This is a genomic window from Azoarcus indigens, from assembly GCF_004361735.1.
GTDB classification, from domain to species: Bacteria; Pseudomonadota; Gammaproteobacteria; order Burkholderiales; family Rhodocyclaceae; genus Azoarcus; species Azoarcus indigens.
The window spans coordinates 1-13,765 of record NZ_SNVV01000044.1 but is presented as its reverse complement, the minus strand read 5'-3'; the positions used below and the strand labels follow the sequence as shown (position 1 = coordinate 13,765).

Here is a 13,765-nt window from a genome sequence, read left to right as displayed (position 1 = left end):
TCAAGGTCATCAAGCGCATGGCCTACGGATTCCGCGACTCAGCCTATTTCTTCCTGAAGATCAAGGCCGCCTTCCCCGGAAAGGCGCGATGAACCAAGAAAAAAGCCCGGGTGCCTTGCGGACCCGGGCTAAATCCACACCAAAGGAGGAGGGTGGAGGAGACGGTTCAAAGAATAGTCCGATTCATGGTGCGTCGCAACAGGCGCGTCAATGAATTTTTGTATTGGACTATCAGTCTTTCGTATAAGACGGGTGAAAGGCCCAGCAAATATTGGTCCGCAAGTAATCGCATTGCACGGCACCTGATTGGTGCGATGCATCATTGCTGCGCTTCACGCTAAAGGATTAGGCGCTGGGGTGTATGCCCGGAATGGGCAGTGGCATCAGGCCGCCGGCCACAGCGCCGCGGCCCCGCGAACGCCGGAGGCGTCGCCATGCAGGGCCGGCCGCAGCACGGTGCGGATGCCGTCGGAGAACACATGCCGCGCCCAGCGCTGGGGCACGCTGAGGTAGAGACGGGAGAGCCGAGACAGGCCGCCGCCCAGCACGATCACTTCCGGGTCCAGCAGATTGATGACCATGGCCAGGCCGCGCGCCAGGCGCTCTTCGTAGCGTTGCAAAGTGGCTTCGCAGGCGGCATCGCCGGCCGCGGCGGCGCCGGCGATGGTTTCCGCATCCAGCTGGATACCGTGGCGGCGGGCGTGGTCTGCCGCCAGGCCGGGGCCGGACAGATAGGTTTCCAGGCAGCCGGCGCGCCCGCAGTAGCAGGGCGGCAGCGGGAGATCGGTGGTGTCGGGGAGGGGCAGCGGAATGTGGCCCCATTCGCCGGCGACCCCATTCGCGCCTTGCAGCAGTTGGCCCTTGATGACGATGCCGCCGCCGACGCCGGTGCCGAGGATCACGCCGAACACCGACTGCGCTCCAGCGCCCGCGCCATCGAACGCCTCGGAGGCGGCGAAGCAGTCGGCGTCGTTGGCGATGCGGATCTCACGTGCGAGCAGGGCTTCCAGGTCCTGCTTCAGCGGCTGGCCGTTGAGGCAGGTGGAGTTGGCGTTGCGGATCAGGCCGTTCCAGGGCGACAGCGAGCCGGGCGTACCGATGCCGATGCGCGCGGCGGCGCCCAGTTCCACCTCTGCCTGCCGTACCAAGCCGGCGACCGCCGCCAGTGTGGCAGGGTAGTCCCCCTGCGGCGTGGGGATGCGGCGGCGCAGGCGCTCACCGCCGTCGGCGGCCAGGGCGACGATCTCGATCTTGGTGCCGCCGAGATCGATGCCGATGCGGAGGCTCATCCGCCTGCTCCTGCGGCCCGCCGGCGGCTTAGCCGCGGGCCAGCGCTTCCACCGCGTCGCGGTACTGGTCCAGTGCTTCCTCGCGGCTGCGGGCGGCGACGCCGAGTTCGCGCACCAGGCCGTCCTTGAGGCCGTAGCACCAGGCATGCACCGCCACGCCCTGGCCGCGCTCCCAGGCTTCGCGCAGCACCGAGGAGTGGCAGATGTTCACCACTTGCTGCATGGCATTGAATTCGCACAGGCGGTCCACCCGGGCGTTGGGATCCTCGATGGCGGCGAGCGCGCCTTCATGGCGGTCGCGCACGTCCTGCACGTGGCGCAGCCAGTTGTCGATCAGGCCCAGGCGGTTGTTGTTGAGGGCGGCCTTGACGCCGCCGCAGCCGTAGTGGCCGACGACCAGGATGTGCTTCACCCGCAGCACATCCACCGCGTACTGGATGACCGACAGCGCGTTGAGGTCGGTATGCACCACCACGTTGGCGACGTTGCGATGGACGAAGACCTCGCCCGGCGCCAGGCCGATGATCTGGTTGGCGGGCACGCGGCTGTCGGAACAGCCTATCCACAGGTATTCCGGCGACTGCTGCGCGGCGAGGCGGGGGAAGAACTCCGGGTCTTCCGCGTGGATGCGCTCCGACCAGGCCTTGTTGTTGTCGAACAGTTGCTGAATGTCTTGGCTCATAGGGGGTTCCTGTTGGGCAGGGGCCGATTGCGGCGTTTCGTCATTGTGAATAAGTGATTCTGGCCTGTCAGCGGCAGGCGCTTTACGGCGGCGCTTCATTTCCAGATTCCCAGGTCGGTCAGTTGGCGGGTGGCGGCTTCGGCCCAGCCACGGTTGGCGGCGGGGCTTGCCGGGCTGGGGTGCAGCACCCGGCCGAATCTCACGTCCATGTCGCCCACGGCCTCGGCGGCGCGCTTTTCCGCCCAGTTGCCGATGCCGATCAGCCATTCCGGCTGCAGCGCCTCGACCACCGTGCGCAGGTGCGCATCGCAGGCGGCCAGCAGCGGGCGGGCTTCGGTGCCGGGCAGCTTGTCCGGCGTGAGGTTGCGTCCTTCCTCGAAGAAGGCCAGCGGGCAGTAGTTGACCACGAAGTGGTCGGCGAAGAAGGCCTCCGGTGTGCCGAAGCGGGCGCGGAACAAGCCCCACAGGCGTTGGCCGCTCACCTCCGAGCGCTTGCAGGCGAAGCCTTCCACCGGCCGCTTGGGGTTGGTGACCGCAGGCTGGCCCACCGGCCCTTCCAGACCCAGCCAGTCGCGGGCACTGGCGATCTCGCCGAAGGGCACGCCGATCTGTGCCATGCCGAAGGGGCCGGGATTCATGCCGAGGAAGATGGCGCGCTTGCGGCCTTCGCCGTAGCGGCGCAGGTAGGCCTCGTGGATGTTCCAGGCGTAATCGAGCGGGTTGTAGACATGGCTTACCGGCGGGCCGAAGCGCATGGCATCCACCGCGGTGGAGAGTTGCCGGGCGGCGGTGATCAGGGCGTTTGCGGTCATGGAGGCTCGTTGCGGAGTGGGCGGTTCAATCGTCCATCGCTGTTGCCGGGGCGGGGCGGCCGAGGCGGTTCAGCGCGTCGCGCAGCAGCCAGACCATGAGCACGCCGGGCGCGGCGACGACGATGGAGAAGAGGAAGAAGGCAGGCCAGCCTATGCTCTCCGACAGCACGCCGGACAGGGGGCTGACATAGATGCGGCCGACCGCGGCAAAAGCCGACAGCAGCGCGTAGTGGGTTGCGCTGAAGCGCTGGTTGCACAGCGCCATCAGCAGGGCGACGAAGGCCACCGTGCCCATGCCGCCGGTGATGTTCTCGCCGGCGATCACCGACAGCAGCAGCAGATCCAGCCGGGTGTCCTCATGCAGCGAAATCACGCCCCAGTCGAAGGCCGGCAGCATCACCGAGCCCCAGGCGCCGCGGCCCAGCTCGGCCAGCACGTAGAAGCCGAAATTGGAGATCAGCTGCAGCACGCCGAACACCAGCAGCGAGCGGTACAGCGCCAGCCGCGTCATGATCAGCCCGCCGATGAAGGCGCCGAGTATGGTCAGCCAGATGCCAATCAGCTTGTTGGCGATGCCCACCTCTTCCTGCGAGAAGCCCATGCCTTTCAGCAGGAAGGGCGTGGTGAGGCTGCCGGCGAAGGCATCGCCCAGCTTGTAGAGGATGATCAGCGCCAGGAAGGCGGCGGCGCCGCGCTGGGCGAAGTAGCTGGAGAGCGAACGGTTGAGCGTTTCGAAGCCGACTTTGTGCGCCGCCCACCAGCCCAGCGGCAGGGCGATGGCGATTTCCGCCAGCACGAACAGCAGCTGTATCCACTTGTTGGCGTCGTTCGGGTCCAGGCCGGCCAGCATCAGCACCGAGCGCGCCAGCCAGTAGCCTGCGGCCACTCCGGCGAGCATGGCGGCAAAGCCCGCCAGCTCTTTCTTCGGATCGGAGTCCAGCGCCCGCAGGCTGGCGGCCACGCGCGGCAGCGCCAGCAAGGAAACCAGTCCGCAAGCCGCCATGATGGCCGCCATCACCAGGTACACCCGCGGCCAGGATTGCCACTGCCCGGCCCAGATCAGCGCCACGCCGCCGGACAGGATCATCGCCAGCCGGTAGGCGAAGACGTGCACCGAAGCGCCCAGGCCGCGCTCCTCTTCCGGCAGCAGGTCGGTGCGGTAGGCGTCCACCACCACGTCCTGCGAGGCGGAGAGGAAGGCCACCAGCACCGCGGCCACGGCGAAGAGCTGCGGCGTGCTGGCCGGCGAGAGCTGCGCCATCCACCACAGCACGCCGGCGAGCGCGAACTGCGTCAGCGCCAGCCAGCCGCGCCGGCGGCCGAGAAAGGGCGGCTCGAAGCGGTCCATCAGCGGCGCCCACAGGAACTTGAAGGTGTAGGGAATGCCGACCAGGCCGAAGAAGCCGATGGTCGCCAGATCCACCCCGTCCACCGTGAGCCAGGCCTGCATCGCCTGTCCGGCCAGCGCCAGTGGCAGGCCGGAGGCGAACCCGAGGACGAGGATGGCGGCAAGGCGCCAGCCGCGGCCCAGGCTGGCGGCGGTCACGCCGGCACCGTTCCGGTGATGACAGGGGCGGGGTTCGGGATGGGGCGGGGGATCGCGGCGGGGGGATGTACGACGGGCACGGCAGGGTCCGGGCGAAGAGTTGCGGGATTATCCCAGATCGCCCCCATCCCCGGCGACCCCGCTCCCCTTAGGGCTGCTGTGGCAGACTCCCGCGGGTGGTCCGCGGCGGGCGCTTGTTACCGAGGTGAACACAATTCGATACGTTGCTTGCGCCCTACATGCCGCTTGCCGACAATGCCCGCACTGGGTCATTGAATCCAGACCAAAGGAGGAGGACTCCCGTCATGACGCAAGTCGTGATCGTATCTTTCGGCGCAGACCGGGAATACGAATTCGCCGTCGCTGCGGCGGACATGGCGGGGATGGGCAAGGAGGATGCGAGAACCTGGCTGGCGGACGAATTCGATGCACTGGAGTGCACGCCGTCCAACCCGATGGGCAAGGTCCTGGTGCTCGACATGATCCTGAACGTGGCCAAGTACGGGGGCGAGGCGCGTTTCCGGGATCCAGGCGAGTGGGCGCGGCGCTTCGCCGTCGCGGCTGCGGTGGCTTTGCCACGACCGGTCATCCGTATCGATGTGCCCAATTTCATCGTCGGCTGAAGCGCGCTCCGCGGCACGGCCGGCGGCGCGTGGCGATCACGGGGGCGATCGCCACGCGCAACGTCTTTTCCGCCACTCGGATTCCCGGGCTTTCATGCGTTGAGATCGGCACGGCCGCCGGGCAAGCAGCCGGCGGCCCTTCCCCCGGCCTGCGAGCCTGCCGGCTCGCAGGGGCTCAGTCCCGCCCCAGCCGATACACCGCTGCGCTGGCGAGGAAGTTGGGCTCGTCCAGCACCAGCTTGCCCTCGTCGAAGGCGAGGCGCTCGCGGATGGCGATGCCGTTGCGCTCGCACAGCGCCTCGAAGTCGGCGATGGTGAAGAAGCGGATGTTGGGCGTGTTGAACCACTGGTGCGGCAGGCTCTCCGACACCGGCATGCGGCCGTTGAGGATGCTCTGGCGGTGGCGCCAGTAGCCGAAGTTGGGGAAGCTCACCACCGCCTCCCGGCCCACCCGCAGCATCTCCGCCAGCACGCCTTGGGTGTTGTGCACCGCCTGCAGCGAGAAGCTCATGATGACGTGGTCGAAGAAGCCGTCCTCGAAGCCCTCCAGCTCCTTGTCCAGGTCCATCTGGATCACGTTCACCCCGTTCTTCACGCAGGCGAGCAGCTTCTCCGGATCGTTCTCCACGCCGTAGCCGCAGATCTGCCGCACTTCGGCCAGGTGGCGCAGCAGGCTGCCGTCGCCGCAGCCCAGGTCCAGCACCTTCTCGCCCGGCGCGATCCACTCGGCGATCACTTCATAGTCGTAGCGCATGCTCACACCTCGATGCGGTCGAACCAGGCGGTGAGCACCGCGTGGTACTGCTGGTCGTCCAGCAGGAAGGAGTCGTGGCCGGCGGGGCAGTCGATCTCGGTGTAGCTCACGCGGCGGCCGTTATGCATCAGCGCGTAGGCGATCTCCCGCGAGCGCGCCGGCGAGAAACGCCAGTCGGTGGTGAAGGAGACCACCAGGAAGTCCGCCTGCGCCCGCGCCAGCGCGGCGGTGAGGTCGCCGCCGTGGGAGAAGGCCGGGTCGAAGTAGTCCAGCGCCTTGGTCGTCAGCAGATAGGTGTTGGCGTCGAAATGACCGGCGAACTTGTCCCCCTGATAGCGCAGGTAGGACTCGATCTCGAACTCGACGTCATAGCTGTACACCGCCTTGCCGTGGCGCAGGCTGCGGCCGAATTTCTCCGCCATCGCGTCATCGGACAGATAGGTGATGTGGCCCACCATGCGCGCCAGCTTCAGCCCGCGCGCCGGCACAACGCCATGCTCGTAGTAGTGGCCGCCGTGGAAGTCCGGATCGCTGAGGATGGCCTGGCGCGCCACCTCGTTGAAGGCGATGTTCTGCGCGGTGAGCTTGGGCGCCGAGGCGATCACCGCCGCATGGCCCACCCGTTCCGGGTATTGCAGCGTCCAGGAAAGCGCCTGCATGCCGCCCAGGCTGCCGCCCATCACCGCAGCGAAGCGGGCGATGCCGAGGCGGTCCGCCAGCCGCGCCTGGGCGTCCACCCAATCTTCCACGGTGACGAAGGGAAAGTCCGCGCCCCAGGGCCGGCCGGTTGCCGGGTTGAGCGCACATGGCCCGGCGCTGCCATTGCAGCCGCCGAGGTTGTTCACCCCGATGACGAAGAACTTGCGGGTATCCAGTGGCTTGCCCGGCCCCACCAGGTTGTCCCACCAGCCCACGTTCTGCGGCTCGTCCGCATAAACGCCGGCCACATGGTGGGAGCCCGACAGCGCATGGCACACCAGCACCGCGTTGCTGCGGTCGGCATTGAGCGTGCCATAGGTTTCATAGACCAGGTCGTAGCCGGCCAGGGTGCCGCCGCTGCGCAAGGGCAGCGGCTCGGCGAAGTGCGCCGTCTGCGGCGCGACGATCCCGACGGATTGGGGTGCGGTCATGTTCGGCTTCAGAAAACAAAAAACCCAGCCGGCTAGGAAACGCGGACTGGGTCGCCCTCGCTTTAGCCGGATTTATTGAGCGCCCGCAAGCTGTGGTTCAAATCGGCGCTAAGTGGCGGGACGTTAGCGCGGGGGGGCGGAAAAGTCAAACCAGCGCGGGTCGCGGCAGCGCGTTATGCAGCGCGTGACAAAAGTCACGCATCAATTTCCGCAAACAGTTAATGCGTTGACATATGTCATGGGGCTTGTGTCTCTGTGCTGTAAGCATGCGCACCTCGTAAGCGCTCACTTTCCCCAAGCCTGTCATCGAGTCCCCGCGGGCGACGAGTCATGGCCCCTGCTGCTGGATTCTGCTGACGTGCCGTCTTTCATTTCTCATCATCTTCCCGTCATCCACGCGGCCGCGAAGCGCTGCCTTGCGGCTCTGGGGCTCTGCCTCGCAAGCCTTAGCTCTTTGCATGCCCAGGCGCTGCTCCCCGGCGAGCTGGATATGAGCCGTGAAAGGCAGGAGCGCTTGCTTGAGGAGCAGGAGCGCAGGCTGCGGGAATTGCGCCAACTGCCGGGGGCCGCGCCGGCGCAGACGGAGCCGGCCGCGCCCGCCCCGGCGCAGTGTTTCGACATCCGCCGCATCGAGTTGAAAGGCGCCACCCTGCCGGATGCCGAGACGCGGAGGCGGCTGATTGCACCTTTCGAGGGCCGCTGCCTGGCCGCGGGCGATCTCAACGAGCTGCTGCGCAACATCACCGATTTCTATATCGACCGCGGCTACGTCACTTCCCGCGCCTATCTGCCCGAGCAGGACCTGGGCAGCGGTACGCTGGAAGTGGTGGTGGTTGAAGGGCGCCTCGAAGGGGTGGCGCCGGGAGACGGGAGCGGACTGAGCGGACGCGAACTGGAGATGGCCTTCCCGGGCAGGGTGGGTGAATTCCTCAATCTCCGCGAGCTGGAGCAACTGGTCGATCAGCTGAACCGCCTGCCCTCCAACCGTGCGGCCGTGGAGCTGACACCCGGTGAAACCGTGGGCGGGAGCAAGGCCGTCATCGCCAACCAGCCGGACAAGCCCTGGCGGCTTTCCTTCACCCGCCACAACGACGGTCAGCGCAGCACCGGGCAGCAGCAATGGGCGGTGGGGCTGGAGCTGGATTCGCCGCTGGGGCTGGCAGACCAGTTCATGGTCCGGGCCGGCGCCAACGCCCGGGAGGACCGCGCCCGCGCGTCCGACAACGCCATGTTGTACTACGGCCTGCCCTGGGGCTGGTGGACCTTCTCCTACACCTACAGCCAGAGCTACTACCGCAGCCCCAACGAGGCCACCGGCTTCGTCTTCGAGATGTCGGGCGTCAGCCGCAGCCACGAGCTGCGCGCGGAGCGGCTGCTTCACCGCGACGCGGTTGGCAAGACCTCGGCGAATGCGGTGCTCAATCAGGTCGAATCCCGCAACTACATCGAAGGCAGCCTGCTGGATGTCAGCAGCCAGCGCCTCACCGAGGCCGGGCTGGGGCTGAACCACGGCCGGCGGCTGGGCTCGGCCTTCGTCAACCTGGATCTTGGCTGGCAGCAAGGCATCACCGCCCTGGGCGGGCGCACCGACCACCATCCCGCCGGCGACGAAGCGCACGCCCAGTACAACAAGTACACCTTCACCGCCAGCGTGCTGCAGCCCTTCGACCTGGCCGGGCAGGCGTTTTCCTTCGACAGCCTGGCCTATGTGCAGAAGAGCGAAGACGTGCTCTACGGCCCGCGCCGCCTCAGCATCGGCGGGCCCGGCTCCGTGCGGGGATACAAGGACCAGGCGCTGGCGGGCGACAGCGGCGGCTACTGGCGCAACCAGCTGCGCTGGCGCCGCCCGGTTCCGCCGGACCTGTTCGGTGAGCAGGCCGCGAACTGGCCGCCCGCCGTGCTGGGCGAGTTCGCCGTCACCCTGGCCTGGGACGTCGGCCTGATAGACCGCGACCGCTACAACGAAGCCAGCGGCCAGCACGGCCGCCTCAGCGGCCGCGCCATCGAGTTTTCCACCCGCGGCCGGCACATGCGCGCCAGTCTGATGTTCGCCCAATCCCTCGCCCGTCCGAATGCCCTGCAGAAGCGCGAGCACCCGGTGCATTTCCGCCTCGAATTCTTTCTCTGACTCCTCCCGCCATGAAAGACGCATGCCGCCGAATTGCCGCCCGCCCGCTTGAGGAACCGATGAACCTGCGAACGCCCTTCGCCCGCGTGCTGGCCTGGACGCTGATGACCACGCTGGCGCTGAATCCCCTGGGGCCGGCGATGGCGCAGATTTCGATCGCCGGCGGCGCCACCACGATGGGGCAGGCGGGCAATGGCGTACCGGTGGTGAACATCGCCGCGCCGAACGAACGGGGCCTGTCCCACAACCGCTTCAACGACTACAACGTCGGCACGCAGGGCCTCATCCTCAACAACGCCAACGGGGCCTACCAGAGCACCCAGCTCGGCGGCTACATCGTCGGCAACCCGAATCTCCAGGGGAAGGAGGCCGCCCGCCTGATCCTCAACGAAGTCACCGGCGGGCGGCCGAGCTCGCTGGCGGGCTATACCGAGATCGCCGGCCAGGCGGCGCGGCTGGTCGTCGCCAACCCCTGGGGCATCAGCTGCAACGGCTGCGGCTTCCTGAACACACCGCGGGTCACCCTCAGCACCGGCACGCCGCGCATCGAGGACGGCCGGCTGGCCGGCTTCCGTGTTGACGGCGGCGAGATCGCCATCGACGGCGCCGGACTCAACGCCAGCAACATCGACCAGTTCGACCTCATCACCCGCAGCGCCAAGATCAACGCCGAGCTCTACGCGCAGCGCCTGAACATCATCGCCGGCCGCAACGATGTCGCCGCCGATGACCTTTCCGCCACCGCGCTGGCGGCAGACGGCGCCACCCCGCTGCTCGCCATCGACAGCGCCGCGCTGGGCGGCATGTACGCGAACAGCATCATGCTGCTGGGTACGGAGGCAGGCGTCGGCGTGCGGCTGGCTGGCGATCTTGCCGCCAGCGCGGGGGATATCCGCATCGATTCGGCCGGGCGCCTGACGCTGAACCGGGCTGTGGCGGCGCGGGATGTGGCGCTAGCCGCCAAGGATGTGACGCTGGGACAGGCGGTGCATGCCGGCGGCGCGGCTGAGGTTACAGCGGAGAACCGCCTGGCGGTGGAAGGCGAGCTTCTGGCCGGCGGCGCAATGGCCTTGGCTGCACGAGAGATCGACAACGCGGGTCAGATGCAGAGCGGTGGAGCCCTGGCTGTAAGCGCGGAGAGCACGACAAACCACGGCAGGATGCATGCCCTGGACAAGCTGGAGCTTGTCGGCGGCGCAGTGGACAACCGGGGCGGGGAACTGCTGGCCGGTGGCGAGATGCGCATCGAGGTGGCCTCGCTGGACAACCGCGATGGCGGTTTGCTCGCCAGCGTGGGAGGGCTCTGGCTCAGTACCGTCGACGATCTGAGCAACGGCGGCGGACTCGTCAGCGCAGGGGGGAGTCTCGTCGCCGGTTTCGATCGCTGGCACAACGATGGCGGTGAAGTCTATGCCGGTGCGGGGATGAAGCTTACTGGCGCCGAGCTGAGCAACCAGGGTGGTGTATTTGCCGCGGTGGGGCTGCTCGAACTCGATCTCACCCAGAGCCTGTTCAACCACGGCGGGCAGCTTGCAGGCGGCGAATTGCGCCTGACCGCAGGCGATATCGACAACACCGGTGGCGTTCTCGCCAGCGATACCGCTGCGGGCATCACCGCCATCAGCCTGGACAACAGTGCCTCTGGTTCCGTGGTAAGCGGCGGGGCGCTGAGCCTCTCTCTTTCCGGCCTGCTCGACAACCATAGCGATGGCGTGGTGTACAGCCGTGGCGAGACGCTCGAGTTGCAGGCGGCCGAACTGGACAACCAGAGCGGCGTGGTGCAGAGCGATGGGAAGGCCGCCGTGGTGCTCGCCGGGCAGCTGAACAATGCGGAGGGCAGCGTCATTGCTGCCGGGGACCTCGATATCCAGGCCGCAGAGGTGAGCAATGGCCTCGGCACGATAGCGAGCACGGACGGTGCGCTGAGCCTTGAGCTTGCCGGTCAGATGGACAACGCCGGTGGCGTGCTGCAAGGGCAGCGTCTGAGCGTCTCGGCGGGCGGTCTGCTGGATAACAACGCCGGCCGCATCGCCGCGCTCGGCGGACCGCTTCATCTTGAGACGGCATCGCTCCTGAACCGTGCAGGCAGTGTTTATGCGGCCGGCGACCTTGATGCCGTGCTCGGTAGCCTGGATAACCGCGGCGGGACGCTGGGTGCAGCCAACATCGGGATCGATGCCGGGGCCAGTCTAGACAACCGGGAAGGACTGATCGAGAGCAGCGGCGACCTCGCCCTGAGCGCCGACGCGATCGATAACGGCCACGGTGCCTTGCGTGCGGTCGGCAGCCACGATGCAACCGAGATCGTCGCCGCTACGATGGATAACCGCGGTGGCAAGGTCGAGAGTGCAAACAAGGCCTTGCGCGTGGCCACGGCTTCCCTGCAGAACGAGAACGGCAGCTTCGTCCACGCGGGCGACGGCGATTTCCAGGTCACCAGCCAGACTGCCGCCGGCGTCGGCGGCAGCTTTGCCAGCGGCGGCACCCTCGCCCTTAGCGCTGATGAGTGGATCAACAGCAGTGTGCTGCAGGCGGGCAAGCTGGTTCTCAACATCGGCAAGCTCACCCTGACGGCCGACGGTGCCTTGATCGCCACCGAATCCTTCGAGGGCAATGGCGACGACTGGCACAACGATGGCCTGCTCGCCAGCGATGGCCTGTTCTCGCTCACCCTCACCGGCAGCTACTCGGGCGCGGGCCGTCTCGCCGCCGGTGGCGACCTGGAACTGAAAGCCGCTGCGGTGCAACTGGGCAGCACCGCGGTCGTTGCCGCAGGCGGCGATGCCTCCGTGGAGGTAGCCGGCAGCCTGAGCAGTCAAGGGCGGCTTACCGCTGGCGGTGACATGACGCTCAGGGCGGGCAGCCTGGACAACCGCGGCACCCTGGGCAGCGCGGGCGAGTTGGAGTTGCGCGCCAGCACCCTTTCCAACACCAACGGCCTGATCTTCAGCGGCGGCGACATGAGCCTGCGCTTCGCCAGCCTGGAGAACAGCTACGCCGATATCTACAGCTTTGGCGCGATCGACCTGGCTGGCATGGCCGATGGCAGTGCCGCCACCCTCGTCGACAACGCGTCCTCCTCGATAGAGGCGGCCGGCGTTCTGACAATGGCCACCCAGTCCTTGGTCAATCGCAAGAGCGCCTTCGCCATGACCAGCGAGCAAGTGGCCGGCTCGATGTGGTGGGTGTGCTACGACTGCAGCGGCGATCACCACAACGTGGATTACGTCGCCGCCGAGACCTTCGAAAGCCGCATCGTGGAAGACTCCCCGTCCGCCCTCATCCAGGGTGGCGCGGGCCTGACGATTACCGCGAATACCGTCGAGAACCGCTACAGCACCATCGCCTCCGGCGCAGGCCTCAGCATCCAGGCGGGTTCTCTCGCCAACATCGGTGCCGCCACCGGGACGACGGTGCGCACCCGCACCTGGAATAGCGGCTGGGTTACCGACGGGACCAACGAGAGCTTCATCGGCGCTTACATCCATCCTTACAACGCGGCATCTCTGCCCAAAGAGGTGCCAATCGCGCCTTACTTCGCCGACAAGCTGGTTTCGGACATCACCGTTACCACACCCGCAGGCGTGGCGGCGTCGGCGGTCATCCAGGCGGCTGGCAGTGCAACGGTGGAGGTCGCGGGCTCCTTGCTCAACGACGTGGCTGTCCCCGGAGCGGTCAGCGGCAGCAGCCACAGCGCGGACACCAGCGTGGGCAATAGCGCCGCGGTAGCGATCGTTACCTTGAATGCTCAACTGCCGCCTGACTTGTCGCAGCAGCGGGTCGATCCCCTGGCGCTGCCCGGCTTCAATCTGCCCACCGGAGAAAACGGCCTGTTCCACTGGGCCGATGGCAACGACGGCGTGGGGGCGCTGGCCGTTCCCGCCGGTACGTCCTCCTCCAGCCACCGCTACCTGATCGAGACCAATCCGGCGCTCACCAGCCTCTCCAGCTTCCTCAGTTCGGACTACCTGCTGGGCCTGCTCGGCTACGACACCGATGAAGCCCAGCGCCGCCTCGGCGACGGCTTCTACGAGCAAAAGCTGATCCAGCAGGCGGTGTTGGCCCGCACCGGCCAGCGTTACCTGGACGGGTTGAACTCCGACGAAGCGACGTTCCGCTACCTGATGGACAACGCCGTCGCCTCCAAGGATGCGCTGCGGCTCTCCGTGGGGGTGAGCCTGACCGCCGAACAGGTGGCGGCGCTGACGCACGACATCGTCTGGATGGAAGAGCAGGAGGTTGCCGGCGAGAAAGTCCTGGTGCCTGTGCTCTACCTCGCCCAGGGCGAAGGCCGGCTGGCGCCCACCGGTGCGCTGATCCAGGGCCGCGAGCTCACGCTGATCGCCGGCGGAACGCTGGCCAACAGCGGCACGCTGCGCGCCACCGAGAACCTCTCGGCGGCGGCCACCACGGTGGTCAATGCCGGGCTGATGCAGGCGGGCGAGCGCCTGTCGGTGCTGGCCGCCGACAGCCTGGTCAACACCCGCGGTGGCATCCTGAGCGGGCGCAACGTCGAGCTCACCACGCTGGCGGGCGATCTCATCAACGAACGTGCGGTGACCACCTACACCGGCAGCGGCACCGGCTTCGCCATCAGCGGCAGCCTGGTCGATGCAGCCTCGCGCATCGAAGCGGCACAGAGCCTGTCGCTGTCGGCCGGGCAGGACCTGCTCAACCTCGGCAGTGTGCTGAGCGCGGGCACCGACATGCAGCTCTCTGCCGGGCGCGACCTGCTCATCGCCTCGGTGGAAGAGAGCAACAGCCGCTTCACCCAGGACAAGCGCCACACCTGGTCCAACGC

9 protein-coding genes are annotated in these 13,765 nt (G+C 67.3%); 3 read left to right on the top strand and 6 right to left on the bottom strand.

Annotation, left to right across the window (positions count from 1 at the left end; translation table 11 throughout):
• Window positions 1–383 precede the first annotated feature (383 nt).
• The 4 genes from C7389_RS24395 to C7389_RS24380 all read right to left on the bottom strand — a co-directional run bounded on the left by C7389_RS24395 (window position 384) and on the right by C7389_RS24380 (window position 4,329).
• Window positions 384–1,289: an ROK family protein gene (locus C7389_RS24395; protein ID WP_133595274.1), complete on the bottom strand. Its 906-nt coding sequence runs from the start codon at window positions 1,287–1,289 to the stop codon at window positions 384–386.
• Between the two features lie 28 nt (window positions 1,290–1,317).
• Complete coding sequence (gene can / locus C7389_RS24390; RefSeq protein WP_133595273.1) at window positions 1,318–1,971, bottom strand: carbonate dehydratase; 654 nt, start codon at window positions 1,969–1,971, stop codon at window positions 1,318–1,320.
• A 95-nt stretch (window positions 1,972–2,066) separates the two neighbouring features.
• A complete protein-coding gene (locus C7389_RS24385; protein ID WP_133595272.1) occupies window positions 2,067–2,783 on the bottom strand; it encodes a uracil-DNA glycosylase family protein in 717 nt (238 codons plus the stop codon).
• A 25-nt stretch (window positions 2,784–2,808) separates the two neighbouring features.
• Window positions 2,809–4,329 (bottom strand): AmpG family muropeptide MFS transporter, encoded by a 1,521-nt coding sequence (locus C7389_RS24380; protein ID WP_133595271.1) that lies wholly within the window; start codon window positions 4,327–4,329, stop codon window positions 2,809–2,811.
• 305 nt (window positions 4,330–4,634) lie between these two features.
• On the opposite strand from C7389_RS24380, the gene C7389_RS24375 reads away from it, so the two are divergent.
• Entirely contained in the window at window positions 4,635–4,952 is a 318-nt protein-coding gene (locus C7389_RS24375; protein ID WP_133595270.1) for a hypothetical protein, read from the top strand.
• A 175-nt stretch (window positions 4,953–5,127) separates the two neighbouring features.
• Here the strand turns inward: C7389_RS24375 and metW are convergent, their stop codons facing one another.
• Entirely contained in the window at window positions 5,128–5,706 is a 579-nt protein-coding gene (metW, locus tag C7389_RS24370; protein ID WP_133595269.1) for a methionine biosynthesis protein MetW, read from the bottom strand.
• 2 nt (window positions 5,707–5,708) lie between these two features.
• A complete protein-coding gene (gene metX / locus C7389_RS24365; protein WP_133595268.1) occupies window positions 5,709–6,836 on the bottom strand; it encodes a homoserine O-succinyltransferase MetX in 1,128 nt (375 codons plus the stop codon).
• 490 nt (window positions 6,837–7,326) lie between these two features.
• Here metX and C7389_RS24360 point away from each other — a divergent pair, with 490 nt between their 5' ends.
• Together C7389_RS24360 and C7389_RS24355 are read left to right on the top strand one after the other, a co-directional pair.
• Window positions 7,327–8,964 carry a ShlB/FhaC/HecB family hemolysin secretion/activation protein gene (locus C7389_RS24360; protein ID WP_281275414.1) on the top strand — a complete coding sequence of 546 codons (1,638 nt, stop codon included), beginning with the start codon at window positions 7,327–7,329 and terminating at the stop codon, window positions 8,962–8,964.
• Between the two features lie 59 nt (window positions 8,965–9,023).
• Window positions 9,024–13,765 (top strand): two-partner secretion domain-containing protein (locus C7389_RS24355; RefSeq protein WP_162851834.1); only part of this gene is annotated, 4,742 nt, incomplete at its 3' end.

Coding starts and splice junctions, on each gene's coding strand:
- C7389_RS24395 (WP_133595274.1), bottom strand. CDS start 1,289: ATGAGCCTCCGCATCGGCATCGATCTCGGCGGCACCAAGATCGAGATC.
- can (WP_133595273.1), bottom strand. CDS start 1,971: ATGAGCCAAGACATTCAGCAACTGTTCGACAACAACAAGGCCTGGTCG.
- C7389_RS24385 (WP_133595272.1), bottom strand. CDS start 2,783: ATGACCGCAAACGCCCTGATCACCGCCGCCCGGCAACTCTCCACCGCG.
- C7389_RS24375 (WP_133595270.1), top strand. CDS start 4,635: ATGACGCAAGTCGTGATCGTATCTTTCGGCGCAGACCGGGAATACGAA.
- metW (WP_133595269.1), bottom strand. CDS start 5,706: ATGCGCTACGACTATGAAGTGATCGCCGAGTGGATCGCGCCGGGCGAG.
- metX (WP_133595268.1), bottom strand. CDS start 6,836: ATGACCGCACCCCAATCCGTCGGGATCGTCGCGCCGCAGACGGCGCAC.
- C7389_RS24360 (WP_281275414.1), top strand. CDS start 7,327: ATGAGCCGTGAAAGGCAGGAGCGCTTGCTTGAGGAGCAGGAGCGCAGG.